This window comes from Pedobacter aquatilis (assembly GCF_032678405.1).
Lineage (GTDB): Bacteria > Bacteroidota > Bacteroidia > Sphingobacteriales > Sphingobacteriaceae > Pedobacter > Pedobacter aquatilis_A.
In genome coordinates, this window is record NZ_JAVTSJ010000001.1 from 245,871 (window position 1) to 272,016 (window position 26,146).

Below are 26,146 nucleotides of genomic sequence, written 5' to 3' on the forward strand. Positions count from 1 at the left end.
AATTTTATTTTGTTGAGGATGTTGCTTTTAAGCTGCTTTTGTTTATTTTCACGCCCCGATACAATAATAAAGAAAATCCAGTATTAAAATGATGCTATTGTAACTTTTTCAAAATAGTTTGAAAAATTTAAGTTACACCTGCTTCAGCACTATTAAAATAAATAAGCATAAAATGAAAATTTTAAAATTTGGGGGTACTTCAGTAGGTAGTCCTGAGCGCATGACGAAGTTGTTGGATATCATTAATCCAAATGAAGAACAGATTGTAGTATTGTCAGCCGTGTCTGGTACTACAAATAGTTTAGTAGAAATTGCAAATCATTTTTTAGCTGGAGATAAGAAGAAGGGAAGCGAGTGCGTAGAAATTTTATATTCAAAATATAAAACTTTTGTTGTTGAGTTATTACCGGCAGCTGAATTTCAGGAACAAGGGAACGAAGTTATCGACTATCATTTCGGCTTTTTAGCTGGACTGGCGAACGACATTTTCACCCCAATCGAAGAAAAGGTTGTTTTAGCGCAAGGCGAATTACTATCAACTACTTTATATCACATTTACTTAAAATCTATTGGTGTTCAATCGGTATTATTACCAGCATTAGATTTTATGAAAACGGATGAAGACAGTGAACCTGATATTCCTTTTACTACAAAACACTTAACACCTTTACTTGAAAAACATAAAGGAAATAAACTATTTATTACGCAAGGTTACATTTGCCGCAATAGTTTTGGCGAGGTAGATAATTTACGCCGTGGCGGAAGTGACTACACCGCATCATTATTAGGTGCTGCTATTCTTGCCGAGGAAGTTCAAATCTGGACAGATATTGATGGAATGCACAATAACGACCCTAGAATTGTAAAAGGTACCAAGCCAATTGCACAGTTATCTTTTGATGAAGCTGCCGAGCTGGCTTATTTTGGTGCAAAAATTTTGCATCCTCAATCGGTTTTCCCTGCACAGCGGTATAAAATACCTGTTCGGTTATTAAACACGATGGAGCCAACTGCAGCCGGTACTTTGATAACCCACGATAGCGAAAAAGGAAAAATTAAATCAATTGCTGCGAAAGATGGTATTACTGCGATCCGCATACAATCGAGCCGAATGCTATTGGCTTATGGATTTTTACGTCGTGTTTTTGAAGTTTTTGAGCGTTATAAAACACCTATCGATATGATTACCACTTCGGAGGTTGCTGTTTCACTAACCATTGATGAGACCGGAAATCTATCTAAAATCATTGCTGAACTTGAAAGTTTTGGTACAGTTGAGGTTGATACCGATCACAGTATTGTTTGTGTTGTAGGCGATTTTGGCTCGGAAAAACATGGTTTTGCAAGTCGGGTTTTAGATGGTTTAAAACACATTCCAATTCGTATGATTTCTTATGGAGGAAGTAACTATAATGTTTCTCTCTTGATTTTAAGCGAATATAAAACTGAAGCATTAAGAAGCCTGCATAACAGGTTATTCGAATAACAGATAAAAGGCACCAGCAATTACCATCAGGCCAATCAGTAAATGAAATGCAAGAAAGCCCGGTGGTAATTGTTTATTTTTATATTTCCTGAAAGAGTTTAATAGCCCCAGGGAAATAATTAAAATAATAAATGTGGCTGCTGCTATTTTCATTTTCTAAGAAATAGAAGAAACAACACAATCAAAAGTAATACGATAAAGAATCGTATTTTACCATTGTATTGTTTTTGGGTAATTCTTCCATGCTTTAAGTCGAGATAGTTACCTATGTAGACTAAACCAAAGAATAAAATTAAAATTATAATAAGAAATTTGAACATGTTCGCCGATAAAGATATATCAAAGTTTAACAATATAGAAACACCTTTTTACTATTACGATACTGACTTGCTGCAAAAAACATTAAGCGCTTGCGCTACAGCAGCAGCTCCGTACCAATTTCATATTCATTATGCATTAAAAGCAAATTTCAATTCTGTTTTACTTAATCAGATTAAGGAAATTGGTTTCGGTGCCGATTGTGTAAGCGCCGGAGAGGTAAGAAGGGCAGTAGAGGTAGGTTTCGACAACAGGAAAATCGTTTTCGCCGGTGTAGGTAAGTCGGATAAGGAAATAAACGAGGCTTTGGATTTGGATATTTTTTGCTTCAATGTTGAATCAATTCAGGAGCTGGAAGTACTAAATGAACTTGCAACAGCCAAAGGTAAAGTTGCACAGGTAGCCATTCGTATCAACCCAAATGTTGATGCACATACCCATCATAACATCACAACGGGTTTAGATGAAAATAAATTCGGGATTAATTCCTGGGATTTGTCGGCATGTGCTGAAACAATAAAAGCATCAAAAAACCTTAAATTTATCGGAATCCATTTTCATATCGGTTCTCAAATTACTAATCTTGATGTTTACAAGAATCTTTGTGTTCGTGTTAACGAATTTTGCAGCTGGTTTGAAGATAAAGGTTTCACTGTAGAAGTTTTGAATGTAGGCGGTGGTTTAGGTATTGATTATTACAACCCTGATCATCAAATCCCTGATTTTAAATCGTATTTCAAAATATTTAAGGATTTCCTTGATATAAAACCAAATCAGGAAGTTCATTTTGAATTAGGAAGAGCTTTAGTTGGTCAATCAGCTTCACTAATTACAAGAGCTTTATACATTAAAAATGGCAAGAAGAAGAATTTTGTTGTCTTAGATGCTGGTATGACAGAGTTGATGCGTCCGGCATTATACCAGGCTTACCATAAAATTGAGAATTTAAGCCAATCTAAAAACGTAAATTCCAAATCTGAAATTTTAAAATACGACATCGTTGGACCGATTTGTGAGAGTACCGATTGTTTTGGTAAGGAAGTGGAACAACCTGAATCATTCAGGGGAGATATCTTCGCGATTCGTAGTGCTGGTGCTTATGGAGAGGTTATGGCTTCGAAATATAACCTTAGGGATGCTATAAGATCGGTTTATAGCAGTGAAATGTAAATATTATTTTGTCATTCTGAGGAACGAAGAATCTGTACGTAATCAATTACATACAGATTCTTCACTACATTCAGAATGACAATTCTTTATTTCTTTTTTGAGGTAACGAAAACAAAAACGCCTGCAACCAAAACTATTCCGCCTACATATGGCGGCCAGTTAACCGCTTTTTCTCTGTCAGCAAATATTTGAATCGGACCTGCATCAACAATCTTTTCTTTTTTGGTATAAGTAAAGCCTGTCCAAACAAGCATTGCTATACCCACAAGTATTAATATTAATCCAACTGTTCTATTCATGATTTTATTAAAAAAGTAAAATCTAAAAACAGCAGGATTAGCATTTATGTTTTATTCGTCGAAGAAATCGATTAAACCACCAATAAAATATTCTTCAATTCCTTCAGTAAAGTCTTCATAATCTTCATCCGGAATATTTGTCTGTTTAAATTCTAAAGATGTTCCTTTTTTATCTTCATGAAGCTTAATCGTAACAATTGAAGGTTCAGTATCTTCACCAAAATACCATTGCTGAACTATTTTTTTATTGGGTTCGAACTCAATATTTTTCCCTACAATATCCCCGTCCCAATATGAAAACTCTGTATCAGGTTTTTCTTCAAATTCCACTTCAGCACCAGTCCAAAGCTTAATGCTAATGTCTTTGGTTAATGCCAGATAAACTTCTTCTGGTGTTGCTGGTAGGTAAGTGTATTTTTTATAGTCTTTCATCAATTTTTATCTTGTTATTCTTATTCTGGTATCCTATCTCTTTATTTAAAAGCATTTAGTCCTGTCACATCCATTCCGGTAATTAGTAAGTGTATATCGTGGGTTCCCTCGTAAGTAACTACCGATTCTAAATTCATCATATGGCGCATAATCGAATATTCTCCCGTTATTCCCATTCCACCTAACATCTGGCGGGCATTTCTAGCGATATCAAGGGCAATTTCTACACTATTTCGCTTTGCCATTGAAATCTGTTCAGCAGTAGCCCTGTTTTCACTTTTAAGCACACCTAAGCGCCAAACCAGTAATTGTCCTTTTGTAATCTCCGTAACCATTTCTGCAAGTTTCTTTTGCTGTAATTGAAAACCACCAATTGGTTTCCCAAACTGAATTCTTTCCTTCGAGTAGCGCAAAGCGGTATCATAACAATCCATTGCAGCACCCAGGGCGCCCCAGGCAATTCCATAACGAGCCTGGTTTAAGCAACCCAAAGGGCCTTTCAATCCACTAATTTCCGGGAATACATTTTCTTTGGGGATTTGAACATTATCGAATACCAATTCACCTGTTGCTGATGCACGTAAACTCCATTTGTTATGCGTTTCAGGTGTAGAGAAACCTTCCATTCCACGTTCTACAACCATTCCGCGTATTTTACCAGATTCATCCTTCGCCCAAACCACAGCAATATCAGCAAATGGTGCATTGCTAATCCACATTTTAGCACCATTTAAAATATAGTGCGATCCAGCGTCTTTGATATTTGTAACCATTCCACCGGGGTTTGAACCGTGGTCAGGCTCTGTTAATCCGAAACAGCCCATTAATTCGCCAGAAGCTAATTTCGGTAAATATTTCTTGCGTTGTTCTTCACTTCCATAGGCATAAATAGGATACATAACCAATGAACCCTGAACCGAAGCCGTAGACCGAATCCCGGAATCTCCACGTTCAATTTCCTGCATTAAAATGCCGTAAGCAGTGTAATCTAATCCTGCGCCGCCATATTCTACTGGTATCGTTGGTCCGAAAGCACCAATATCTGCTAAACCTTTAATTAAATGTTTAGGAAATTCTGCTTTTTGTGCATAATCTTCAATAACCGGACTTACCTCTTTTTTTACCCACTCACGGGCAATTGAACGAATTAATTTATGTTCGTCTGTTAACAATTCATCTAACAAATAATAGTCTGGTGCCTCGTAAAGGTCTTTTTTTATTGATTTGCTCATGTAATTTGTCTTATCTGGTTAAGAAATCGTGTACGTTTCAAAGGTAACAATTTACGACAATGGGCATTATATTAGTGAATAAAAATTTAATTTAGCGGGATACAAAACATACATGAGTCAATTAAAACAAACCGTTGCGCTAAAAGATGTGAAATGCTTCGCTCTGCATGGTTATTACCCTGAAGAGCAACTTATTGGGAATCATTTTATTATCGATTTGGAAACTATATTTTCGCCTCAGGGTTTTGATGACGAACTAAAGCAAACCGTAAATTACGAGGATTTAAACACCATTATCCTTGAAGAGATGAAGAATACTCAAAAACTTTTAGAAACCGTTTTAAATAACATTATCTCGAAAGTTGTCAGACTTTATCCTTTTATCGAAACTGTTAACGTTAGCATTAAAAAGTTAAATCCGCCAATGCCTGGACAAATCGGGCACTCATTTGTTAAATTATCTTATACTTCAGTCATATAGAAATGAATTTTACCAAAATAAATACAGAAATTTTAGCGGAGATTAAATCGGCCGTAGGCGAAGATAAAGTATTTACAGACGCTGAAAGTTTGGCAAACTACAGTCATGATGAAACGGAAGATTTACGCTATCAACCCGAAGTTGTGGTAAAACCGACTTCGCCAGCTGATATTTCTACTTTATTGAAAATATGTAACAGACACCATATTCCTGTAACACCACGGGGTGGTGGAACAGGTTTAAGCGGTGCTGCATTGCCAATTTATGGAGGCATTTCCTTATCAATGGAAAAGTTTAAATCTATCATCAATATCGATACTGAAAATTTGCAGGCGACCGTTGAGCCAGGTGTTATTACAGAAGAATTCATTAATGCAGTGGCCGAAAAGGGCTTGCTTTATCCTGTCGACCCAAGTAGTAAAGGTTCATGTTTTATAGGCGGTAATGTTGCGCATGGTTCTGGCGGTCCCAGGGTTGTAAAATACGGAACAATACGTGAATATATTTTAAATCTGGAAGTTGTTTTGCCAAATGGCGACATCATCTGGACTGGTGCAAATACGTTGAAATATGCTTCGGGGTATAATTTAACGCAGCTGATGATTGGTTCGGAAGGGACTTTAGGGGTGGTAACTAAAATTGTAACCAAGCTTTTGCCGAAACCGACACAATCGGTTTTAATGATGGGTTCTTTTAACACTAATGAAGATGCTTGTGCTGCAGTTTCTGCTATTTTCAGGGCAGGCGTAACCCCATCGGCATTGGAGTTTATGGAACGAAAAGGCGTGGAGTGGGTAATTAAATTCGATGATATTAAATTCGATTTAAAAGATAATGTAGCCGCTTTGTTAATGATTGAGTTTGACGGAGATGATTTAGATGACATTTTCAAGAACTGCGAAAAAACCAATGTTGTTTTAGAAGAACACAATTGTACAGAAGTGCTTTTTGCTGATACCTCAGCGCAAAAAGAAGAATTATGGAGAATGCGCAGAACGATGGCCGAATCTGTAAAATCGAATTCAGTTTATAAAGAAGAGGATACTGTTGTTCCCCGTGCTGCGCTTCCAAAATTAATTAGTGGTATTAAAGAAGTTGGTGCCAAATACGGCTTTGAGAGTGTTTGTTACGGACATGCGGGAGATGGAAACCTTCATGTAAATATTATTAAAGCCGGAATGAGCGATGAAGACTGGAAAGATAAACTGAAGTTTGGAATTGCTGAAATTTTCGAGTTGACAACAGCGTTAGGGGGGACTTTATCAGGAGAACATGGAATTGGTTTGGTTCAAAAAGAATTTATGCCGATTAAATATTCAGAAATCCATTTAAACTTAATGAGAGGTATTAAAAATATTTTCGATCCGAACGGGATTTTAAACCCAGGCAAGATCATGCCTGATGCAAAGTAATTTCCAGCCACAGATAAAATCTGTGGCTGGATTTAAGAGCTCAACTGTTCAAAGCCTAACATTTTCTGTTTTTCGGCTTCAGGTATAGGCGTAGGTTTACCACTTGTATAATCAACTGCAATACATACCGTTTTTCCTTTACTACAAATTATTTCTTCTGCCCCCTTAATTTTTACCACCTGATAATCTAAATCAAAACTGCTTGTTCCAATCCGCGAGGTTTTTACATGTATTGCAACCTTATCGTTCATTACAATAGGTAAAATGTAATCCAGTTCTGCATGTGCAATCACGATACCCGTTTTCTTCCAATCCCACTTAATAATTTCTTCCCAGTATTTGGTTCTGGCAATTTCCAGGTAAGTAAAATACACTGAATTGTTCACATGGCCCATCATATCGAAATCAATAAACCGCGTATGGATATTGGTTTTATAGTTGAATTTGTCTGAAAACACCGATTCAACTGACTTTTTGTCTTTTGTTTTCGAAATATTTTGCCATAATGTCTTAAAAATCATAAAATAATGGTTTGGTATATAAGTTGAATAAAGGTTAATATCAATTTAAAAAAATAAAAAATTAGAGATATGACACTTGTAAATTTTAACAACAGAACCCGTAACACAGCTCCTTACTTTAACAATGTTTTCGATTCATTGTTCAGTGAGGCAGTAACTAAAAACAAAATGGTTGATAAATCACCTAATGTAAACATCCATGAAAGTGAAAATGCTTATGTTATTGAATTAGCTGCTCCGGGTTTAAAAAAAGAAGATTTTCAAATTAATTTAAAAAAAGACACGCTTTCTGTTTGGGCTGAAGTTAAAAAAGATGAAAACCAGGTAGCTAAAGATTTTACCCGTAAAGAGTTCGATTACAGCTCATTTGCAAGATCTTTCAATTTACCAGAAAGCGCAGATGGAGATAAAATTACCGCTGAGTATAAAGATGGCATTTTAAACATCACAATCAGCAAAAAAGACGATAGCAAATTACAACACAAAGAGATTGTAGTATCGTAATAAAGAGTTTCTCGAAAGAGGATTTCATAATAGTTTAAGTTTAGGTTTTATAAGGTTAACATCGGATGGTGTTAACTTTATTTTTTTTCTTACCATACTTAATTAATTTAATCACCTCATCGTTCACAATTGGTACCTGAAATACATTTATCAAGATGAATTTATCTTCCAGTATTTAGATTGATTTTAAGTTACATTCTTAAAAATGCCTTAACATCAATTTTTCGTACTTTTGCGGCATGGCAAGAGAAATTCTGGACACTAAACGTAAAGCACTAAAAATAAATCTTGACCCTAGAATTTATGGCACTTTTGCCGAAATTGGAGCAGGTCAGGAGGTTTCGAGAAACTTTTTTAATGCTGGTGCCGCATCCGGAACCGTAGCTAAAACCATGTCGGCTTACGATATGACTTTTAGTGATGCCATTTACGGGGCAGAATCTAATGGCCGTTACGTTTCCCAAAACCGACTTTTACAAATGCTCGACCATGAGTTTGGTTTACTCAACGAGCGCCTATCGGGTGAAAAATACGAGAGCAGAACTTTCTTTGCATTTGCAGATACCGTTACCACTTTAAATTACAAACGTACGAATGAGCCGCATGGCTGGGTTGGAATCCGTTTCCAAAGCGAACCTGGGGGCCTGCCGAATGAAATATTTTTTCACGTACGGTTGCTTGATACCGATGTTAATATGCAGCAGCGTGTATTGGGCATAATCGGAGTTAATTTAGTTTATGCTGCCTTTTACCATTATCAAGACCCCAAATTAATGGTCGAATCACTGGCTGATAATTTAACGATCGGCTCAGTAGAAATTGATTTAATTTCAGTTAAGGGGCCAGCGTTTAAAGAGGTCGATAATATCTTGCTTAATCTCTACATGATTATGAAAGATTTTTCAGCAGCTGCAATTTTCGATGCTGACGCGCATCCACGCCAGGCTAAAGACTTGTTATACAAAAAGGATATCATGATTTTGAGGACCAAATACGGTCAAAAATCATTACCGAACTTTAATTTATTTAATAAAGCTACCGACCAGTTTAAGCGTACGAATAAGGTGGAAGAGGGGAATCTGGCAGTAATGATTGAGGTTTTATTAACCAACGTTTTAACTGACGAGCAAGAAACCCCTGATGATATTGATTTAGAAGCTGTAGCTAAGCGTGCTCAGGAAATGTGTGATACCGGCAATATTGTAATCGTATCGAACTTTACACGCCACAACCGCCTTGCAAAATATTTAGCGAGGTGTAAACCAAAAAGTGTTGGGTTGGCAACAAACATCAATAACTTAAAATTTGTGTTCAATTCCTCAAATTTCAAGGGAGAAAACTATTCAGGACAGTTACTGAGTTATGTAAATGATATGTTTAATACGAACGTTCGTTTATTTGCGTATCCTTTCCTGGATAAAAAAACAAATGAAGTTATTACGACTTCGAATATGCCTGTAACACCTGAGGCAAAACCATTATTTGATTTTCTTTTAATTAATGGCTATATCACTGATATCGAAGATTATGCTGACGATGAAGTGAAAACTGTTTAGTGTTATTTATCTTTTCAGACTATCAACATCTATTCTATGTTAGACATTGACGTGAATTCAAGTGAATGTTAAGTAGAATTTATTTAATCAACTTATCTATAACAGCTTTATAGCTTTCACTTACCGGCAGTTCTTTATCATCAACAAAAACGGCATTTTTCCTTATTGATGTTATTTTGGCCGTATTTACGATGAATGATTTGTGTATCCGTTCGAAATTTGATGGCAATTGCTCTTCCATTGCTTTCATACTCATCCGTACTACAGCCGCTTTCGGGCTCGAAGAAATATGAATCTGGATATAGTCTTTAAGACCTTCAACGTAGGTAATATCTGAAAAGTTTATTTTCATCAAACTATAGCCAACATTAACGAACATATATTCCTGTACTGGTGAATTGGCTTGTGTAGCAGATTGTTTTAATTCAAAGAGATCTTTAGCCTTGTTACAGGCTTTCATGAAGCGATCAAGTGAAACCGGCTTCATTAAGTAATCTACAACATCTAGTGCAAAACCATCTAATGCATATTGCTTATAAGCCGTAACAATGATGACCATCGGCTTTTTCACCAGGCTTTGTATAAACTGTAAACCCGTGATCCCTGGCATTTGTATATCAATAAATATTAAATCTATTGATTGTTCCTGCATTATCCTGTTGGCCGCAAAAGCATCATCACAGCTTGCTACCAAGTCCAGAAAAGGAATCCGGCTAATGTTATCAGCCAGTAATTGTAAGGCTAAAGGCTCATCATCAATGGCTAAACATTTTATCATGTTGTTAATTTTAAATTCAAGCTTATATTAAACCAACCATCCTCCTTTTCAATTATCAGCTGATGATTATCACCGTAAAGCAAATTTAACCTTCTGGTTACGTTAGCCAAACCAATTCCCGAAGCTGCATCTTTAACTTCATTTCCATCAGGATTAAACTTGTTTTTAACGATAAAGATTAATCTTTCTTCTTCCGTTTTTAAATCAACGAAGATCTGAGGGTTTTCAATCATCCCAACACCATGCTTAAAGGTATTTTCAATAAAAGGGATTAAAAGCATAGGTTCTATTTCGTCAAATTCACTTTCTATTTCAATATTGGTTTCGATAGCTACTTTTTTTCCGAAACGTTGTTTTTGCAGGTCTATATAAGCCTGGAGGTATTCAGTTTCTGTTTTTATCGATACTTTTTCTTCATCGGTTTCGTAAAGCATATACTGCATTAAACCGGATAGTTTCATCACGGTAGGTTCGAGTTCGTTACTTTTTAAACGCACCAGGGCCACAATATTATTGAGCACATTAAAAATGAAATGCGGACTAATTTGCGAGCGAAGAAACGAAAGTTCAGTTTTCATGTTTTCCTGTTCGCGCTGGAGAATTCTTTTTTCCTCACTAATTCTATCCGATATCATGGTAAAAGCCGTACTGGCCGCAATGGTAAGGAGAAAAGTTGGTGTATTAAACCATAATGTTCTACCTAAATTAAAATCTAAATCGGGCAGCAAGGCGTGGAACAAAAACGAGTGAATGGTAATTGCCGAAAGTAAACTCGCGAAGAAAAACAAACCGTATAGGAGATATTTCTTTTTATAAAAAAAAGATGGAATCAGTATCTGACTATTGAAATAGAAGATAGCTATCCAGTAGAAATAACTAATGAAATTTAACCGAAGAAACTGCGTTTCCTCAAAACTGGTAAGGGAGCGGGGAGGTCGACTTCTGTTGACATTGATAATATATGGCAATGTGATTAAAACTACCCATACCAATATATGGAGCGTAATTTTCACCCACTTTTTTGAAAAGTTAATTGTCATTATTTTCTGTTTGACGCTTTGCATTGCTAAGATATTATTTTTATGGTATATCGTTGTGCTAAATTTACCTTGCAGATTAGTTGAGTAGGGCATCGGGACAAGTAATCTCTCAACTTACGAGCCCCGATACTTTTTACTACTCGTATCTTAATGCATCAATTGGATCTAAATTTGATGCTTTCTTAGCAGGATAGTAGCCAAAGAAAACACCCGTAACAGCACATACAATAAAGGAAATAACGATTGAGGATTGCGAAATTAAAATTGGCCAGCTTAAGAAGTAAGAAATCAGGTAAGCAGAACTTACACCTAAAATTACCCCGATAACGCCGCCGGTGATACTGATTAAAATTGCCTCTATTAAAAATTGCATTAAAACGTCTTGTCCGCGGGCACCGATTGACATACGCAAACCGATTTCCCTTGTACGTTCGGTAACCGAAACATACATAATATTCATAATTCCAATACCGCCGATAAAGAGTGAGATACCTGCTATTGCGGTTAATAAAACAGTTAACATACTGCTGGTAGAACTAATGGTACTGATTAACTCAGCCTGTGTACGAACCTGAAAATCATCACTTTCTGCAGCTGTTAATTTATGGCTTTCCCTTACTGCATTCGAAATTTCTTCAGTAGCCGCATCGCTGCTTGCTTCAGATGTTGCCGAAGCATAAATACTCTGCAGGTAATTCGTTGCCGTAATTCTTTTCTGAACTGTGGTATACGGAGCTAGTACGATATCATCCTGATCTTGTCCAAAGTTACTTTGGCCTTTAGCCTCTAAGACACCGATTACCTGAAAAGGAATGCTTTTAAAGCGGATAATCTGGCCAATGGGGTTGCTTCCATCCGGAAAAAGATTATCAATAACCGTTTGTCCGAGTATACACACCTTGGCAAAGCTCTTCACGTCTTTTTCAGAAAACAGAATACCATCTTTCAGTTTTAACTGGCGGATATTCAAATAATCAGGACTAACACCCGTAATTGTTGTAGGCCAGTTATAGGCGCCTTTGATGGCTTGTCCGCTGGTAGAAACTACAGGAGATAAACCATTTATATTTTTCGACTGGAGTTTTTCGATTGCTGTAATATCTTCCATTTTCAGTGTCTGGATACTGCTTCCCTGCAAGCGAACACCACCAGGCTCATTACTTTGCGGCATAATGGTAATCATGTTCGAACCCATCCCTGATAAGGAAGAGCGAATACTTTGTTTCGAACCTTCTCCAATTGCCATCATTGCAATTACAGCTGCCACACCGATAATAATGCCTAACATGGTTAAAAAAGCACGTAACTTGTTTCGTTGTAAGGCTAAAAAAGCAATTCTTAATAAATTTGAAATGGCCATAATTTCCTTAATTAATAATCATCCGTTTCGGGCAAGCTGGCTAATGCTTCTTTTGCCGAACGTTGATTTGTGTTAATACTATCTTTCTGGATTTTACCATCCCTCAACATAATTGTTCTTGTACTGAAAGCGGCTATATCCGGCTCGTGGGTTACAAATACGATGGTTTTTCCCTGTGCATTCAACTCCTGCATTAAAGCCATAATTTCATATGAAGTTCTGGTATCTAAATTTCCAGTTGCCTCATCGGCTAAAATCATAACAGGCTGATTTACCAATGCCCGGGCAATGGCTACGCGTTGTTGCTGTCCACCCGAAAGCTGACTTGGTGTATGATCAAAGCGTTCTGCCAGCTTTACTGATTCTAAAGATTTTATTGCCCTGTCTTTTCTTTCGGTTGCAGAAATTGTTTTGTTGTAGAATAAGGGTAATTCTACATTTTCCAGCGCCGAAGTTCTAGGCAATAAATTGTATGCCTGAAAAACAAAGCCAATTTTTGTATTCCTCAAACCGGCAAGCTCATCTCTGTTTAAGCTTTTAACATCCACACCATCTAAGTGGTAACTTCCATCACTGGGCTTATCTAAACAGCCCAGAATATTCAGAAGTGTTGTTTTACCAGAACCGCTACTCCCCATTATGGTTACAAACTCACCCGCTTTAATATCGAAAGTAATCCCTTTCAATGCCCTTACGGTTTGGTCGCCCATTACGAACTCCCGTTTCAAGTCTTGTATATCTAATATTTTCTGTTCCATTATTTCTTCCTGTTTCCACCTGGGCGTTTAGGCATGAAAGGACTTGACTGACCTTGTCCTGCAGCCTGAGCTTTACCCATGGTTTGTGAACCTGTAATTACCTGGTCTAATGCTGTTAAGCCTTCTAAAACCTCGATATGTGTATTATCATTAATTCCAGTTTTAATTTTTTTCTGAAGCAGTTCATTTGGGCTTTGCTGTACCCAAACATAAGCTTCGTTGGCACCTGCCGGTTTTTTATCGGGGTTTACCCAGGTTATTTTATATTTCGCATTCAGTGTAGAATCCGGACTGTACTTAATGGCTTTAGCAGGTATCAGGAGTGCATTATTTACCTCTTTCGTAAAGATGGTAATATTGGCCGTCATGCCTGGCTTTAGCTTATTATCATCATTTGATGTATTGATAATTGTTGTATAAGTAACCACATTTGAAGAAATGGTCGGATTCAATCTTATTTCCTGAATAGTACCTTTGAAAGTATCGTTTAAAAAGGCATCCACGGTAAAAGTAGAACGTTCACCTTTAGAGATATTACCCACATCAGCCTCATCTACAGATGCTTCAACCTGCATTTTTGTTAAGTCTTTAGCTATACTAAAAATAGTTGGCGTACTGAAGCTAGCGGCAACCGTTGTTCCCTCACTTACACTTCTTGAAAGCACTGTACCGTCAATAGGAGAATAGATACTGGCGAGTGAAAGGTTTTTCTGAGCAGTGGCAAGTTGTGCTTTAATACTGCTTACCGACGCCTTTGCTGCATTGTAAGTATATAAGGCATTATCGTAATCCGCTTTGCTCACTGCTCCAACTTTATATAAATTACTTTGCCTGCTAAAGTTTCCCTGCTGATAAACCAAGGCGCTTTGTGCACTTACCAGGTTAGCCTGATATTGATTTACAGAAGCTTCAAACAAGGTTTTATCTAATTCAGCAAGTAACTGTCCTTTTTTCACTTTCGAATTGAAATCGGCGTACAATGTTTTAATTGTACCTGAAACCTGTGTACCCACCGCAACGGTATCAACCGGTTGAACTTTGCCTGTTGCCGTTACATTTTCCGAAATGTAACCCGTTGTTGGTTTCTCTGTTTCCAAAACGATTACCTGTTCTGTTTTTCGCAATGCGAAATACCAGATGGCGAATGCGGCAATTGCTACGCCAAGGATAATAAATATGGTTTTCTTCTTCATGATTTAAATATTAAATTGATCTGGCAATTGCCATTGTCTTTTAATTAGTTATAGGAACTCCAGTGTAAAAATTATAGATTTTGGTGTAAAGATTTGCTGTATATTTCGCCTGAACAAAAGCTTGTAGCGCCTGTACGTATAAATTCTTTTGTTGCAGGTTTTCTACAATGTTGTTTGTTCCTTCTTTTAATGCTGCATTCGAAATCCTCAAGGCTTCACCTGTATAAGTAAATTGTTCCTGCGCTGCAGCATATTGGCTGTTTGCATTTTGAACGTTGATGTATGCCCGTTCAACATTTTGCGACAGGGTTGTTTTAGCATCTAAAAGTGATAAACGTGCCTGTTGTATACTGATGTTAGCCTTAGCCACATTTGTTTTGGTTACCTTTCTATCAAAAATGGGAATTGATAAAGTCAATCCAAGATTTTGATAAAAACTGTTATTCAGCTGATAAGTATAACTTCCGGCGCTATTATTATTGTAGCCGGTATAAAGTGAGCCACCTAAACTTAATGTTGGCCTTAATGTAGATTTAGCCTTTGCCAATTCAGTATTCTGAAGCTGTATGTTTAACTCTCCGCTTTTTATTTCAGGGCGTGTCCTTAATGCTTTATCCTGCGCTGATGCCAAATTATCAAGCGCCTGAGGTGTTTGAATTGTATCTGTTGTACTTACTTCAAAAGGCACATCGGTCGGGATTTGAAGTAATTGTTTCAATGTTAAAACGTTCTGCTGCAATGTATTTTGAGCGGCAACTAAAGTATACTTATCATTTGCGTAAGTTGCCTGCAGCTGTAAAAGGTCTTTTTTAGCGATGGTACCGAACTTAAATTGTTGTTCCGATTGCTTAACCTGTGCTTCACTTGTTGTTAATAAATCTTTCAGGTAAGTAATATTTTCCCTGGCCAATAGAATATTTAAATAAGCCTGGGTAATAGAAATGGTGATATCATTTTTCGCAGCTTCGACCGATAGATTAGCAGTTTGTAGCGTAAGTTCTTTCGCTTTAATATCATTCTTTAGATAACTACCATTATACAAAGTCACATCAGAGCTTAATCCGAATCCACTGGTGTTTTGCAAACCAGATTTGTAATTGGTTAAAGCCTGAGAAACATTTCCGGTTAAATTAGGTAGCACGGCTGATTTTGATGCGATTAAGCTTTGCTCTGCCGTTTGGGCGGTTAATTTTAAGGTATTGATGCTAATGTTCTTTTCCTTTGCATACTCAATGGCCGTTTTCAAATCCCACACTTTCGGGATTTCCTGCGCCTTTGTAACATAGCCTGTAAAAAGCAATATTACTATGGAGATATATTTAATGTATTTGCTCATTGCGAATAAATTTTATGTCCTTTTCTGATCTATTGAACACAAAAATATATCCGCATATCCAATCATTTCCGGAATTGAGATGAACTGCTAATATGTTGAGACGAAAGCTTTAAACTTTGAGATAACAGCAATGATATCATTTCAATAATTTACCGGAATTGACCTGTTATTTTTGATATATGGCTATTTTGCGTACATAAATCGCTAGTTCTGTCTTTAGGAAAAAGCGTTTTGAACGATTGTTTAATCGTAATAGCAACAATGGTTAGGTGCTTTTTTCGTGAGGTTAAGCTTACGAAATAAATGTGTTTAAAGTGCCAATATGGGTTATAGATTTATTGCATAGGCCGATAAACCGAGGCATCATCGGCGTATTGTTAATACAAACAGGAAGCTAAATCCAAGCAGAGATAGCCCAAACATGGATTTAACACAGACTTGAGTCGGAGTTGACACGGACTTGAAGGCTGAAAATAAATTGGAAATTAAAAATTGGATTGGCTAATCCTTTTGTAAGTTACAATATAATCAATAATAGCCTGATAACTTAAATTTTTCTTAATAATCTTAGCTGTTATGCAGTCCTACAGACTTCTAAGCGAAGTGCCACTTTCAGTTACCTCAAGAACGTGTTTAACGCCACATTTGAGCGCAAAATTATTTCGCTGGTGGCCAACAGGAAAATCAAAAACAATAGGGTACTTGTAACCTTCCACTTTCTCGAGCACAATTTCATAAATAGTTTTACCAAATTCTTCTCCTGCATCATCAGGTTTAACCTTAAAACCACCAACAATTAAACCTTTTAAGTTTGTTAGTTTACCGCTTCGTTTTAAATTCCACAACATCCTATCAATACTGTAAAGATATTCGCCGGTGTCTTCTATAAAAAGAATTTTATCTCTGGTATCTAAGTCAGAATCACTTCCTGCTAAAGTTTCGATAATACTTAAATTCCCACCAACTAAAACACCATCAATTTTACCCAGCCTGTTATTTGTATTCGGCAGAGCGGTGTAACCCATTTGTTCGCCGATTAAAGCATTTTTAATGGAAAGAATCGTTTCAATTTGAATAGGCTCTGCTTTCGCCCAATCATCAGGAAAACTATTGCACATTTTTGAGTGTATGGAAGCAATACCATAGTTTTTGGCTAAATGACAATGTATTACCGTGATATCACTAAAACCAATAATCCATTTTGGATTTCTTTTGAACGAAGAAAAATCAAGTTTATCAATAATCCGGACAAAACCGTAACCACCACGGGCACACATAATGGCTTTGATATCGGGATTATCTAACATTTTCTGAAAATCAACTAATCTTTCCGCATCCGTACCGCCGTAGGTGAAATCGCGTTTACCAATGGTTGCACCAATGTGAACCTTAAAGCCCCAGCTTTGCATTTGTATAACCGATGGCTGAATTTGTTCGAGAGAAATATAACCAGCAGGACTGGTGATGCCTATGGTGTCGCCAGGATTTAAATAGGGAGGTATTTTGAAAGAGGCTGTTTCATTTTCTACTATATTGGCCAGCGTTTTAAATACTGGGAGTAGGGTTGCAGAAGCTATAAAGGAGGAAATGAAATATTTTCTGTTCATCGAAAATTAAAAGAATAAAATTATAAAAGACTAATATAAGGTTTAAAAAAATTGAACAAAAGAAAAGGGATTTATATCCATAAATCCCCTTTTTAAACCAAACAAATTAATCTGTAAAAGATTAGTATAATGTGAATTATATAGATAACCAATAATGAAATAAAATGTTTTAACATTTTATAAAAAAAAATAATCGAATGGCGATTTATCATTCAGCATATAGCAAAAAGTTAAGGCTATCCCTCGCGGATAGCCTTTGCTAACAACAAAACAAATATAAGATAACCAAATCTTGCCTGATTGAGCAGAATCAGGATAAAGTGCTATGAGAACACTTAGCGGCCTAGTAATGGATTCGAACCATTGTTTTAAAGTTTATGAAACCTCTACCTTCCAATCGGTCAACTGGCCATTTTTGTTAAACAGGTTTAAGCGCTAAAAAATCTTTCAGTTCTTTAATTTCTTCTCTGATCATATTATCTTCATCCTTAATCTTTTTTATATCTGCTTCAAGTATTTCTGCAGCATGATTAACATTTGGATAATCGTTTATTGCCGGATATTGAAAATAAATTGACATATTGTCTGCGTTTAATTGTTTAACATATTTTTTTTGTTAATGATTTATGTTCAGCAAATATATAAATAAGTATATAATATCTATAGATTTAGTAGTTTATTTGTTTTAAAAATATCTAAACTTCTGTATCTCAGTTTATTAATTTTAAGTTAATATCAATATTTGCCTCAATTAATTAGATAAATAGCTTGCTTCAACTGTATCATACGATTAAAAACGTTATTGTTGCAATCCTTGTTAAACCGGAATTATTTTTTACGGATTAATTCAATCGCTCAAAAGCTAAATATTTTAAGGATATTTGCATTTTAAAACATTAATATCAAGAGCGTGTCGTTAGATAAATTAAAACTAAGTAAACCACTTGTAGCTGCCATGACTGATGCCGGGTTTTTAACCCCAAAAGAAATCCAGGCAAAAACCATGTCGCGGATTTTAGGTGGACAGGATGTTATAGCAGTAGGACCAGAAGGAGCGGGAAAAACCACAACTTATGTTTTAGCTACTTTAATGAAATTAAAATATGCATTTGAAGAAGCACCAAGGGCTTTAATTCTGGTACCCGATGCAGAGCATGTTGATCATGTATTGGAACAATTTAAATTGTTAAACAGAAACAGTACCTTCAGGATTTTAGGAATCGATAGTCGTGGTGCTGTAGAAACTCAAATGAATGAGATTACCGATGGTTGTGATATTATAGTCGCTGTACCAGACCGGGCACGTGCATTGTATCTGAAACTCGCCTTAAACACCAATAAAATTCAATTATTCATTGTTGATAATGCTGAGCTTATTGTAAAAAAAGGTTTGCAGTTGCCTGTGGTAGAACTTGCCAATAGTGCTTATAAATCTCAACATGTGGTTTTCACTGAAGTTTTACATGAGAAGCTAAACCATATGATCGCACCATTTATGAAAGATTCTGCTGCTACCATAGAGGTTGATGAGATTGGTGAAAAACAGGCTGAAGTTTATCCTCAGATGTTATATCAGGTTCCGAATTTCAGGACAAAGTTAAATCTTTTAACACTTCTCCTGAATGATGCGGAGTTTTTTGATACGGTTGTTGTTTTTGTAAACACGCGTTTAACTGCACAAACCGTTTACAAAAATTTTAATAACCCGAAAGAGGGGGAAATTAGCATTTACCGTCCATTGTTTTTTGATGATCATGGTTATGATGACATTGAAGATTTTAAAGAAAATCCTGAAGCCAGGGTTTTAATTGTTGCAAATGAAAATCTTGGTGATTTGAATATAGAAGGGATTCCATTTATTCTTCACCTGGAATTACCTGAGCAGAAAGAAACGCTAATACAACGAATTGTTAAGCACAATGATGATGAAGTTGTAGCCATCACTTTTTCTACAGACATAGAACTCATCGAAGTTAAAAAAATAGAGCAAGCTATTGGTCAACGTATGGATTTAATGGAATTACCTGAAGATTTAAAAATTGTTGATGCTTCGGCCAAACCTAAAAAAAAGAAAAAGGATGACGAAGAAGACAATGGTGAACGTGGTGCTGCATTTCATGAAAAGAAAGCAAGCAATGTAAAAAACTATAATTATAGTGCTGGTACCAAGGCAAAAATGACTTACAAGAACAAAAAGGGCTTGTCTTAAAACAGCAAACTTTGAACAAGCCAGCAATATTTAAAAAATGATTTTAAAACAAAAAGCCTCCGATAACTCGGAGGCTTTTTGTTTTAGGTTATATTGCTTTTAGTACAATGTAAATTCTACACGACGGTTTTCCTGGCGACCAGCTGCTGTTTTATTTGTAGCAATTGGTTGGTCAGGTCCGTAACCTGTAGCTTCAATTCTAGATGCATTAGCGCCTTGAGATACTAAATAAGCTTTCACTGATTCAGCTCTGTCTTTCGATAAACGTAAGTTTAATTCTCTTCCGCCAGTATTATCAGTATGTCCTGCTAATTTTAAGCTAAAGTTTTTCTCTACTAATAAGTTAGCAACTTTATTTAAAGTAGCGTAAGATTTAGAACGGATAGTTGATTTACCTAAATCGAACTCAAGGTTAGAAATGGCATCTCTAACTACTTTACGATCAGCTTCTGTTACAACAACTTTAGTTTCTTTAACAACTTCACGCTGAACTTTGATTGGGCAACCAGAACCATCTACAACAGTACCAGAAGCAGTTCCAGGACATTTATCAAATTTATTGGCTACACCATCATTATCGTCGTCGCCTAAATCTTTAGCATACTGTGCTCTGTCTCTCGCTGCATTTTCTTCAGCAGTAGATAAAGCTCTTCTTAATTCAGCACTTTCTTCGGCACTTTCTTTACGAAGGTTAGCTAAAGAACTGTAGTTTTGCAACTGTGGTTTTTCTTTGCTTCCCAAGGCAAACTCTAAACCTGCGTGAGCATAGGCAAACCTGCTTTTTGGAAGTGATTCAGGAGATTTGATGAAGTTAACGTCATAACCTAAATCGATATTAATTCCTTTAGCTACACCTAATTTTACACCAGCACCAACCGGAATAAACCAGCCTTCTCTGCCATTACTCTCCGTTACAGTAGTTCCTGTAGCAGCGCTGTAGTCAGATGACATGTAACCAGCACCACCTTTAATGTACGGGATTAGAACACCGTTTTCATTATTGATGTTAATGTTTGCCACATTAAAAACAGCGGTTAATGCTCCAGACCATTGTACACTTTGTGTAAAATCTGTTGTTCCGGTTGTAGATTTAATGTCGCCTCTTAAGAAATCAGCTTGCAAACCTAAAGATGGTAAGATCTGTTTTCTGATGTTTGCGCCGTAACCAATACTTTTAAACTCTTTAGCTCTTACGCTTCCTGAACCAAAAATAGTGTTTGGTGATAGAATCCCTCCATGAACACCGACAGTCCATGTACGGAAAGATTTTTCGCCAAATCTGGTACCCGAAGTACCGGAAGAAGCTGGAGTTGTATCTTGTGCAAATAATTGGGATGATAAGCCTAATAATGCAACCAACATTGTTGATTTAGTAATTCTCGAATTCATGTTTTTCTTATTTATTATTGTTTCCTAAAACAGCTTTTTTTGCAATACTGTTTGGAAACAAATAAGAAAAAATCCTGCCAAAAGAGGCAGTTCAGATACAAAATGCATTAAATCAGCAGCTTAGAAGCCGATAAAAATATTAAAAAAATGTTACAGATTGCTGCCAGGATTCTTATAATATGTATAGTTTTGACTACAAAAACAGTTTTTCGTTAAAGACTAAACCTTACTTAACAGAAGGATTTTTCTTGTCGTTGAGCAGCATATCCAATGCCTTTTCAATTCTATTTGTTCTCGTCTTTTCTTGTTTGGCGGTTAAAATCCAGAGTACGTATTCCTTTTTATGCGAATAAGCCAGTCCGTTAAAATAATTCAATGCTTTTGGATTGTCTTGCAAAACCAAAGCTAAATCTTCAGGAAGTTTTACCGTTTTAGTTTCAACATCAATATATTCGGCAAAATCATTTGTTTTGATATGGTCGTTTCTTAAACCAGATGGTTTGATTTCAGTTATAAATTTCAGGCGTAAAGCTGTCCAGGTTTCATTAACAGCCGCCGAAGCACATGGATTTAATCCGTAAATATCCAATTCCTGCCAGGTTTTCATCATATCTAAATCTGATTCAATTTTGGCTGTTTTCTTTGGCATAAAAACCCAAAAAATCGTTTTCGGATTTAGTTTCTTCAGGTTATTATTAATCTGGCGATCCAGTTGTTCTTTTAAAGTGGTGAAGGTTATCAGGGCATCGAAATTCTCGACATCATCGAATCTTATCGAAATATCATCAGGCACATTACCGAAAATTGCAGCTGCATTTTCCGGTGCATCCATAACTTTAACAGTAAAGCCTGGCTTAATTTGCAATTTCTTCAATAATGAATTTTCCATATCAAAAATATTTAAAGCCTTAATTTGGCAAAGAAATCCCAGAAAACAATACCCGCGGAGATTGTAATATTAAATGAGTGTTTTGTTCCAAACTGCGGAATTTCAATACATTCGTCAATTTTCGACATTACTTCATCACTCACACCATCTACTTCATTCCCAAAGATTAATGCATATTTCTTAGTCTTATCAGGTGTAAAAGTATTCAGCATGGTGCTGCTTTCTGCCTGTTCTATTGCTACAATCTCGTAGCCAGCATCTCTTAGCGCATCAACAGCAGTAGTAGTATCGGTATAATGAATCCAATCGACAGATTGTGTAGCACCCAAGGCGGTCTTTTCAATCTCTCTATGTGGTGGTTGGGCAGTAATTCCACATAGAATTACCTTTTCTAATGCAAATCCATCGGCTGTTCTGAAAATAGAGCCTACATTATGCATACTTCTTACGTTATCTAAAACAGCAACTACAGGTAGCTTTTCCTGTGCTTTAAATTCTTCAATATCAGGACGATTTAACTCGTCGAGTTTTAATTTTTTCATCTTGTTATTCAGCAAATAAAACCTGATGAACTAAGCCCAGGTTTTATTTGTGGTTAATTAAAGTTTAATTGGTCCGTTGCCAATTTCACTAACATAAATTTCTGCAGGGTAACCGATTCTTTCTACATAATAATCGGTTAAGTGTTTTGCAAAATCTTCTTCATATCCTTTTTCAAGTAAAGCAATCGCACAGCCACCAAAACCAGCACCTGTCATACGGGCGCCGATCACATGCTCGTAATCCGAACAAAAATCAATAACTGTATCCAGCTCTTTCCCACTTACTTCGTAAAGTGTTCTTAACGACTGATGCGAAGCATACATTAAGCGTCCAAATTCCTCCAGTTCCCCCGAATTCAAAGCTTTTGCTGCCAAATGAACCCGATCGTTTTCCTTTACAACATGAGTAGCCCGGTTTAAAATGGTTTCATCTTTAATTAAATGATTATGTAAAGCGAATTTTTCAGCAGTTAATTCACAAAGATTATTCAGCTTAACTTCCTGATTTAGCAAATTTAAGGCAGTTTCACATTCCTGTACCCGTTCATTATATTTAGAATCGGCCAGTTCTCGAGGTTTTTTAGTATTTATTATGGCCAATACATAGTTTCCTAAATCAATATCAACCATTTTATATTTAAGCGATTCGCAATCTAAAACAATTGCCTTATCTTTTTCGCCAAAAGCTACGGCAAACTGATCCATAATTCCAGAATTAAGCCCGATAAAATCGTTTTCTACCCGTTTTGCAATTTTAACGAGCGAAAGGTTATCGTATCCTAAACCGAAATAATCATTTAATGCAAAAGCTGTAGCAATTTCTATAGATGCAGAAGACGAAAGTCCTGAACCGATGGGAATATTTCCGAAGTAAAGAAAATCCAGGCCAGTAATTTCTTTACCATCTTTTATAAATTCATTGATTACACCTATTGGATAATTTGCCCATAAGCTGCCATTCTTCTCATGACTTATATTGCTTTCAACTTCAGTTTGAGCCTCGAAATTTAAGCTTCTGAACCTAAATTTATTATCTGTATTTGGTGCGATAGCTATCCATGTTCCTAACGTAATTGCGCATGGCATTACTAAACCGCCATTATAATCAATATGTTCGCCGATTAAATTAACGCGGCCTGGTGTAAAATAAACTGCATCGGCATTTTTGTGGTATTGCTCGGCAAATTTTTCTTCAAGTTTAAGCTTCATTTGGTTGAAAATATTTAAATATTGGTATGTTTGTTTAGGAAACAAAAGCCCTAAGTTACAATTTATGAGCGTTCAGCAAATACCTACAGGAAAAATTATTGATGGCGAAGAAGTTATCGCAATAGAACTGAGCAACAGCAAAGGCACTTACGTCGAAATTTTTAATTATGGTGCCATTATTAATAAGTTCATCGTAAAGAATGCCAAAGGTGAATTACAGGATATTGTTTTGGGATTTGATGAGGTAGACCAATACCTTGGTGAAGAATACCTGGAAAACAATCCGCATATAGGAGCTGTAATCGGGCGATATGCCAACCGGATTAAAGATGGTAATTTCAGCATTGATGGTGAAAATTATCAACTGGTAAAAAATACAGGAACTGATTGCCTGCATGGAGGTGATATTGGTTTCGATAAAAAAGTATGGGATATTGTTGAAGTAGGCGAGGAAGGAGAATCGTTTGTTACACTGGAATATGAAAGTGTTGATGGGGAAGAGGGCTTTCCAGGTAATCTGATTATCGGGTTAACTTTCGAATTAACTGAAAATGATGAGCTGATTTTAAGCTATGAGGCTGAGACCGATAAGGCAACAGCCATTAATTTAACCCATCACGGTTACTTTAACCTTGCTCCGAATGGTGGAAATATCAGTAAACATAAACAGCAGATTTTTGCCTCAAATTACCTTGAACAAGATGAAAATTTCTGTGTTACCGGGAAAGTGGTTCCGGTTAAAAATACGGCATTGGATTTTACCCAGTTAAAGGAAATAAGCCAGGATTGGAATCCTGATGAAGGTTACGACCAGACTTTTGTATTGGATAAGGTTTATGGCGACTTATCGCTGGCATCTAAAACATTTGAAGAAGAAAGCGGTTTAACTTTAAGTGTATATACCACAGAACCTGTAGCGCATTTATATACCTCAAAGTATTTAAATGTAAAAAATGGTAAGGGCGGAAAAACTTATGGCGCTTATGGTGCTTTTTGTATTGAAACGCAGCATCATCCAAATGCGATTAATATTGATGAATTCCCATCAACTGTTTTAAGGCCTGAAGATTTATACACACAAACAACCATATTCAAAGTGTCACTAAATAAATAATTATGTTTTCCATTGAAGAAATAAAAGCTGCAGAAGCAAAGATTAAAACGGGAGCAGACTTCCCGCTATTTATTCAAAACATAAAAAATCTGGGTGTGGTTAGAAATGATGTTTATGTTGCTAATGGCTTATCTGTTTATTTCGATGGTAAAGATTATTCTGTTCAGGCAAGTCCTGAGGAATACCCGGATTTGGTTATTAATAAAACATCCTCTTCTGAAAAACTACAACATGCTTTAAAAATCCACCAAAAAGGTGAAACGGATTATTTTACCTTTTGCAAGCAAGCTGCCGATGCAGGTGTAGAAAAATGGGTTATAGACTTACAAAAAATGACCTGTACGTATTTAGACACGGAGCAGAACGAGTTGGTTCAAGAAAAAATACCAAGCGTTTAATATAAATTAATCACTGAACATTAACCTTGTTCAGTGATTAATTCTAAATCCTTTCTAAAACAAGTTTTATTGCTTTCTCAACTATTTTATCAGGCTCATTACTAAATTCGAATTTAACTCTGCTTGCCAGGATTGCATTTACCGATAATGCGTTATGGCCTAAAACTTTCGCCAAGGCGTATATACCTGCTGTTTCCATTTCCAGGTTTGTAATCCTGTTGTGGTTGCTTTCAAAACTATTTATAAGACCAACAAAATCAGGGACTGCATTTTTAGCACGAACTTGTCGTCCTTGTGGCGCATAAAATCCGGGTGCAGTTACCGTAATTCCCTTTACCATATCTTTTCCGATGCTGTTTAGTAAATGATCAGCAGCAGCAGTTATATAAGGATTAATGTTCTTTAAATGTCCAAAATGACTTTTAATATCATCAAGTAAACTTCGCTCATCCCCAGCTAAATCATGAACATAATAATTCATCAAAGCATCCATTCCTAAACCAAAAGAAGAGGCTAAAATAGTTCCCATTGGAATATCAGGTTGAACGGCTCCGGAAGTTCCTACGCGGATGATATTCAGCGATGTTAATTCTTTCTTTACCGTCCGGGTTTCAAAATCAATGTTAACCAGCGCATCAAGTTCATTAAAAACAATATCGATATTATCAGTTCCTATACCCGTGGAGAGTACTGTAACACGTTTTTGCCCAACAAAACCGGTGTGCGTAATAAATTCACGCTTTCCCTTTTTAAGTTCAATCCGGTCAAAATGTTTACTTACTTCAGTTACACGTTCAGGATCGCCAACTGTGATTACTGTTGGGGCAATATCTTCGGGTAAAAGATTAAGGTGATAGATACTTCCATCAGGATTTATAATTAAATCGCTTTCTGCTATTTTCATATCTGGTTA

27 protein-coding genes and 1 tRNA gene are annotated in these 26,146 nt (G+C 36.3%); 9 read left to right on the forward strand and 19 right to left on the reverse strand.

Features of this window, described 5'->3' with window-relative positions; genetic code table 11:
• Positions 1–172 precede the first annotated feature (172 nt).
• Complete coding sequence (locus R2R71_RS01075) at positions 173–1,486, forward strand: aspartate kinase (protein WP_316829382.1); 1,314 nt, start codon at positions 173–175, stop codon at positions 1,484–1,486.
• Here R2R71_RS01075 and R2R71_RS01080 read toward each other — a convergent pair.
• Positions 1,475–1,639 carry a hypothetical protein gene (locus R2R71_RS01080; protein ID WP_316829383.1) on the reverse strand — a complete coding sequence of 55 codons (165 nt, stop codon included), beginning with the start codon at positions 1,637–1,639 and terminating at the stop codon, positions 1,475–1,477. The genes R2R71_RS01075 and R2R71_RS01080 overlap by 12 nt on opposite strands.
• A 165-nt stretch (positions 1,640–1,804) precedes the next feature.
• On the opposite strand from R2R71_RS01080, the gene lysA reads away from it, so the two are divergent.
• Positions 1,805–2,974, forward strand: a complete 1,170-nt coding sequence (lysA, locus tag R2R71_RS01085) for a diaminopimelate decarboxylase (RefSeq protein ID WP_316829384.1) — start codon at positions 1,805–1,807, stop codon at positions 2,972–2,974.
• Between the two features lie 86 nt (positions 2,975–3,060).
• Here the strand turns inward: lysA and R2R71_RS01090 are convergent, their stop codons facing one another.
• Genes R2R71_RS01090 through R2R71_RS01100 form a run of 3 tightly spaced genes read right to left on the reverse strand, consistent with a single transcriptional unit; the run spans position 3,061 to position 4,937 of the window.
• Positions 3,061–3,273: a hypothetical protein gene (locus R2R71_RS01090; RefSeq protein WP_316829385.1), complete on the reverse strand. Its 213-nt coding sequence runs from the start codon at positions 3,271–3,273 to the stop codon at positions 3,061–3,063.
• A gap of 51 nt (positions 3,274–3,324) precedes the next feature.
• Entirely contained in the window at positions 3,325–3,705 is a 381-nt protein-coding gene (locus R2R71_RS01095; protein WP_316829386.1) for an SRPBCC domain-containing protein, read from the reverse strand.
• A 41-nt stretch (positions 3,706–3,746) separates the two neighbouring features.
• Positions 3,747–4,937 carry an acyl-CoA dehydrogenase family protein gene (locus tag R2R71_RS01100; protein ID WP_316829387.1) on the reverse strand — a complete coding sequence of 397 codons (1,191 nt, stop codon included), beginning with the start codon at positions 4,935–4,937 and terminating at the stop codon, positions 3,747–3,749.
• Positions 4,938–5,049: 112 nt separating this feature from the next.
• Between R2R71_RS01100 and R2R71_RS01105 the strand changes: the two genes are divergently transcribed.
• Together R2R71_RS01105 and R2R71_RS01110 are read left to right on the forward strand one after the other, a co-directional pair.
• Positions 5,050–5,418: a dihydroneopterin aldolase gene (locus tag R2R71_RS01105; RefSeq protein WP_316829388.1), complete on the forward strand. Its 369-nt coding sequence runs from the start codon at positions 5,050–5,052 to the stop codon at positions 5,416–5,418.
• Positions 5,419–5,420: 2 nt separating this feature from the next.
• Positions 5,421–6,830 carry an FAD-binding oxidoreductase gene (locus tag R2R71_RS01110; protein ID WP_316829389.1) on the forward strand — a complete coding sequence of 470 codons (1,410 nt, stop codon included), beginning with the start codon at positions 5,421–5,423 and terminating at the stop codon, positions 6,828–6,830.
• A gap of 32 nt (positions 6,831–6,862) precedes the next feature.
• Here the strand turns inward: R2R71_RS01110 and R2R71_RS01115 are convergent, their stop codons facing one another.
• Entirely contained in the window at positions 6,863–7,351 is a 489-nt protein-coding gene (locus R2R71_RS01115; RefSeq protein ID WP_316829390.1) for a thioesterase family protein, read from the reverse strand.
• Positions 7,352–7,420: 69 nt separating this feature from the next.
• On the opposite strand from R2R71_RS01115, the gene R2R71_RS01120 reads away from it, so the two are divergent.
• Together R2R71_RS01120 and R2R71_RS01125 are read left to right on the forward strand one after the other, a co-directional pair.
• Positions 7,421–7,855: an Hsp20/alpha crystallin family protein gene (locus R2R71_RS01120; protein ID WP_316829391.1), complete on the forward strand. Its 435-nt coding sequence runs from the start codon at positions 7,421–7,423 to the stop codon at positions 7,853–7,855.
• 239 nt (positions 7,856–8,094) lie between these two features.
• Positions 8,095–9,411 carry a nicotinamide mononucleotide adenylyltransferase gene (locus R2R71_RS01125; protein WP_316829392.1) on the forward strand — a complete coding sequence of 439 codons (1,317 nt, stop codon included), beginning with the start codon at positions 8,095–8,097 and terminating at the stop codon, positions 9,409–9,411.
• Between the two features lie 79 nt (positions 9,412–9,490).
• Here R2R71_RS01125 and R2R71_RS01130 read toward each other — a convergent pair whose 3' ends face one another.
• The 9 genes from R2R71_RS01130 to R2R71_RS01170 all read right to left on the reverse strand — a co-directional run bounded on the left by R2R71_RS01130 (position 9,491) and on the right by R2R71_RS01170 (position 18,063).
• Positions 9,491–10,189, reverse strand: coding sequence for a LytTR family DNA-binding domain-containing protein (locus R2R71_RS01130; RefSeq protein ID WP_316829393.1), 699 nt, complete (start codon positions 10,187–10,189; stop codon positions 9,491–9,493).
• On the reverse strand, positions 10,186–11,229 hold the full coding sequence (locus R2R71_RS01135; protein ID WP_316829394.1) for a sensor histidine kinase: 1,044 nt from the start codon (positions 11,227–11,229) through the stop codon (positions 10,186–10,188). Before R2R71_RS01135 ends, R2R71_RS01130 begins: the two co-directional genes overlap by 4 nt.
• Positions 11,230–11,365: 136 nt before the next feature.
• On the reverse strand, positions 11,366–12,589 hold the full coding sequence (locus R2R71_RS01140; protein ID WP_316829395.1) for an ABC transporter permease: 1,224 nt from the start codon (positions 12,587–12,589) through the stop codon (positions 11,366–11,368).
• Positions 12,590–12,600: 11 nt separating this feature from the next.
• Positions 12,601–13,347, reverse strand: coding sequence for an ABC transporter ATP-binding protein (locus tag R2R71_RS01145; RefSeq protein WP_316829396.1), 747 nt, complete (start codon positions 13,345–13,347; stop codon positions 12,601–12,603).
• A complete protein-coding gene (locus R2R71_RS01150) occupies positions 13,347–14,540 on the reverse strand; it encodes an efflux RND transporter periplasmic adaptor subunit (RefSeq protein WP_316829397.1) in 1,194 nt (397 codons plus the stop codon). The genes R2R71_RS01145 and R2R71_RS01150 overlap by 1 nt, the downstream gene beginning before the upstream one ends.
• Positions 14,541–14,580: 40 nt before the next feature.
• Entirely contained in the window at positions 14,581–15,876 is a 1,296-nt protein-coding gene (locus tag R2R71_RS01155) for a TolC family protein (RefSeq protein WP_316829398.1), read from the reverse strand.
• Positions 15,877–16,460: 584 nt separating this feature from the next.
• Positions 16,461–17,483: an LD-carboxypeptidase gene (locus R2R71_RS01160; protein ID WP_316829399.1), complete on the reverse strand. Its 1,023-nt coding sequence runs from the start codon at positions 17,481–17,483 to the stop codon at positions 16,461–16,463.
• Positions 17,484–17,822: 339 nt separating this feature from the next.
• Positions 17,823–17,894: transfer RNA gene (locus tag R2R71_RS01165), tRNA-Met, on the reverse strand.
• Between the two features lie 7 nt (positions 17,895–17,901).
• Positions 17,902–18,063 carry a hypothetical protein gene (locus tag R2R71_RS01170; protein ID WP_316829400.1) on the reverse strand — a complete coding sequence of 54 codons (162 nt, stop codon included), beginning with the start codon at positions 18,061–18,063 and terminating at the stop codon, positions 17,902–17,904.
• 330 nt (positions 18,064–18,393) lie between these two features.
• On the opposite strand from R2R71_RS01170, the gene R2R71_RS01175 reads away from it, so the two are divergent.
• Positions 18,394–19,692, forward strand: a complete 1,299-nt coding sequence (locus R2R71_RS01175; RefSeq protein ID WP_316829401.1) for a DEAD/DEAH box helicase — start codon at positions 18,394–18,396, stop codon at positions 19,690–19,692.
• A 99-nt stretch (positions 19,693–19,791) separates the two neighbouring features.
• Here the strand turns inward: R2R71_RS01175 and R2R71_RS01180 are convergent, their stop codons facing one another.
• The 4 genes from R2R71_RS01180 to R2R71_RS01195 all read right to left on the reverse strand — a co-directional run bounded on the left by R2R71_RS01180 (position 19,792) and on the right by R2R71_RS01195 (position 23,721).
• Entirely contained in the window at positions 19,792–21,081 is a 1,290-nt protein-coding gene (locus R2R71_RS01180) for an OmpA family protein (RefSeq protein ID WP_316829402.1), read from the reverse strand.
• A gap of 226 nt (positions 21,082–21,307) precedes the next feature.
• Positions 21,308–21,970 (reverse strand): YdeI/OmpD-associated family protein, encoded by a 663-nt coding sequence (locus R2R71_RS01185; RefSeq protein ID WP_316829403.1) that lies wholly within the window; start codon positions 21,968–21,970, stop codon positions 21,308–21,310.
• Between the two features lie 11 nt (positions 21,971–21,981).
• Positions 21,982–22,512 (reverse strand): RNA methyltransferase, encoded by a 531-nt coding sequence (locus R2R71_RS01190; RefSeq protein ID WP_316829404.1) that lies wholly within the window; start codon positions 22,510–22,512, stop codon positions 21,982–21,984.
• A gap of 57 nt (positions 22,513–22,569) precedes the next feature.
• Positions 22,570–23,721: a galactokinase gene (locus R2R71_RS01195; RefSeq protein WP_316829405.1), complete on the reverse strand. Its 1,152-nt coding sequence runs from the start codon at positions 23,719–23,721 to the stop codon at positions 22,570–22,572.
• Between the two features lie 64 nt (positions 23,722–23,785).
• Here R2R71_RS01195 and R2R71_RS01200 point away from each other — a divergent pair, with 64 nt between their 5' ends.
• A complete protein-coding gene (locus R2R71_RS01200; protein ID WP_316829406.1) occupies positions 23,786–24,835 on the forward strand; it encodes an aldose epimerase family protein in 1,050 nt (349 codons plus the stop codon).
• A gap of 2 nt (positions 24,836–24,837) precedes the next feature.
• A complete protein-coding gene (locus R2R71_RS01205; RefSeq protein ID WP_316829407.1) occupies positions 24,838–25,233 on the forward strand; it encodes a DUF1398 domain-containing protein in 396 nt (131 codons plus the stop codon).
• A gap of 43 nt (positions 25,234–25,276) precedes the next feature.
• Here the strand turns inward: R2R71_RS01205 and R2R71_RS01210 are convergent, their stop codons facing one another.
• The gene (locus tag R2R71_RS01210) at positions 25,277–26,137 is read right to left on the reverse strand and encodes a nucleoside phosphorylase (protein ID WP_316829408.1); all 861 of its coding nucleotides are present in this window, start codon (positions 26,135–26,137) and stop codon (positions 25,277–25,279) included.
• Positions 26,138–26,146 lie beyond the last annotated feature (9 nt).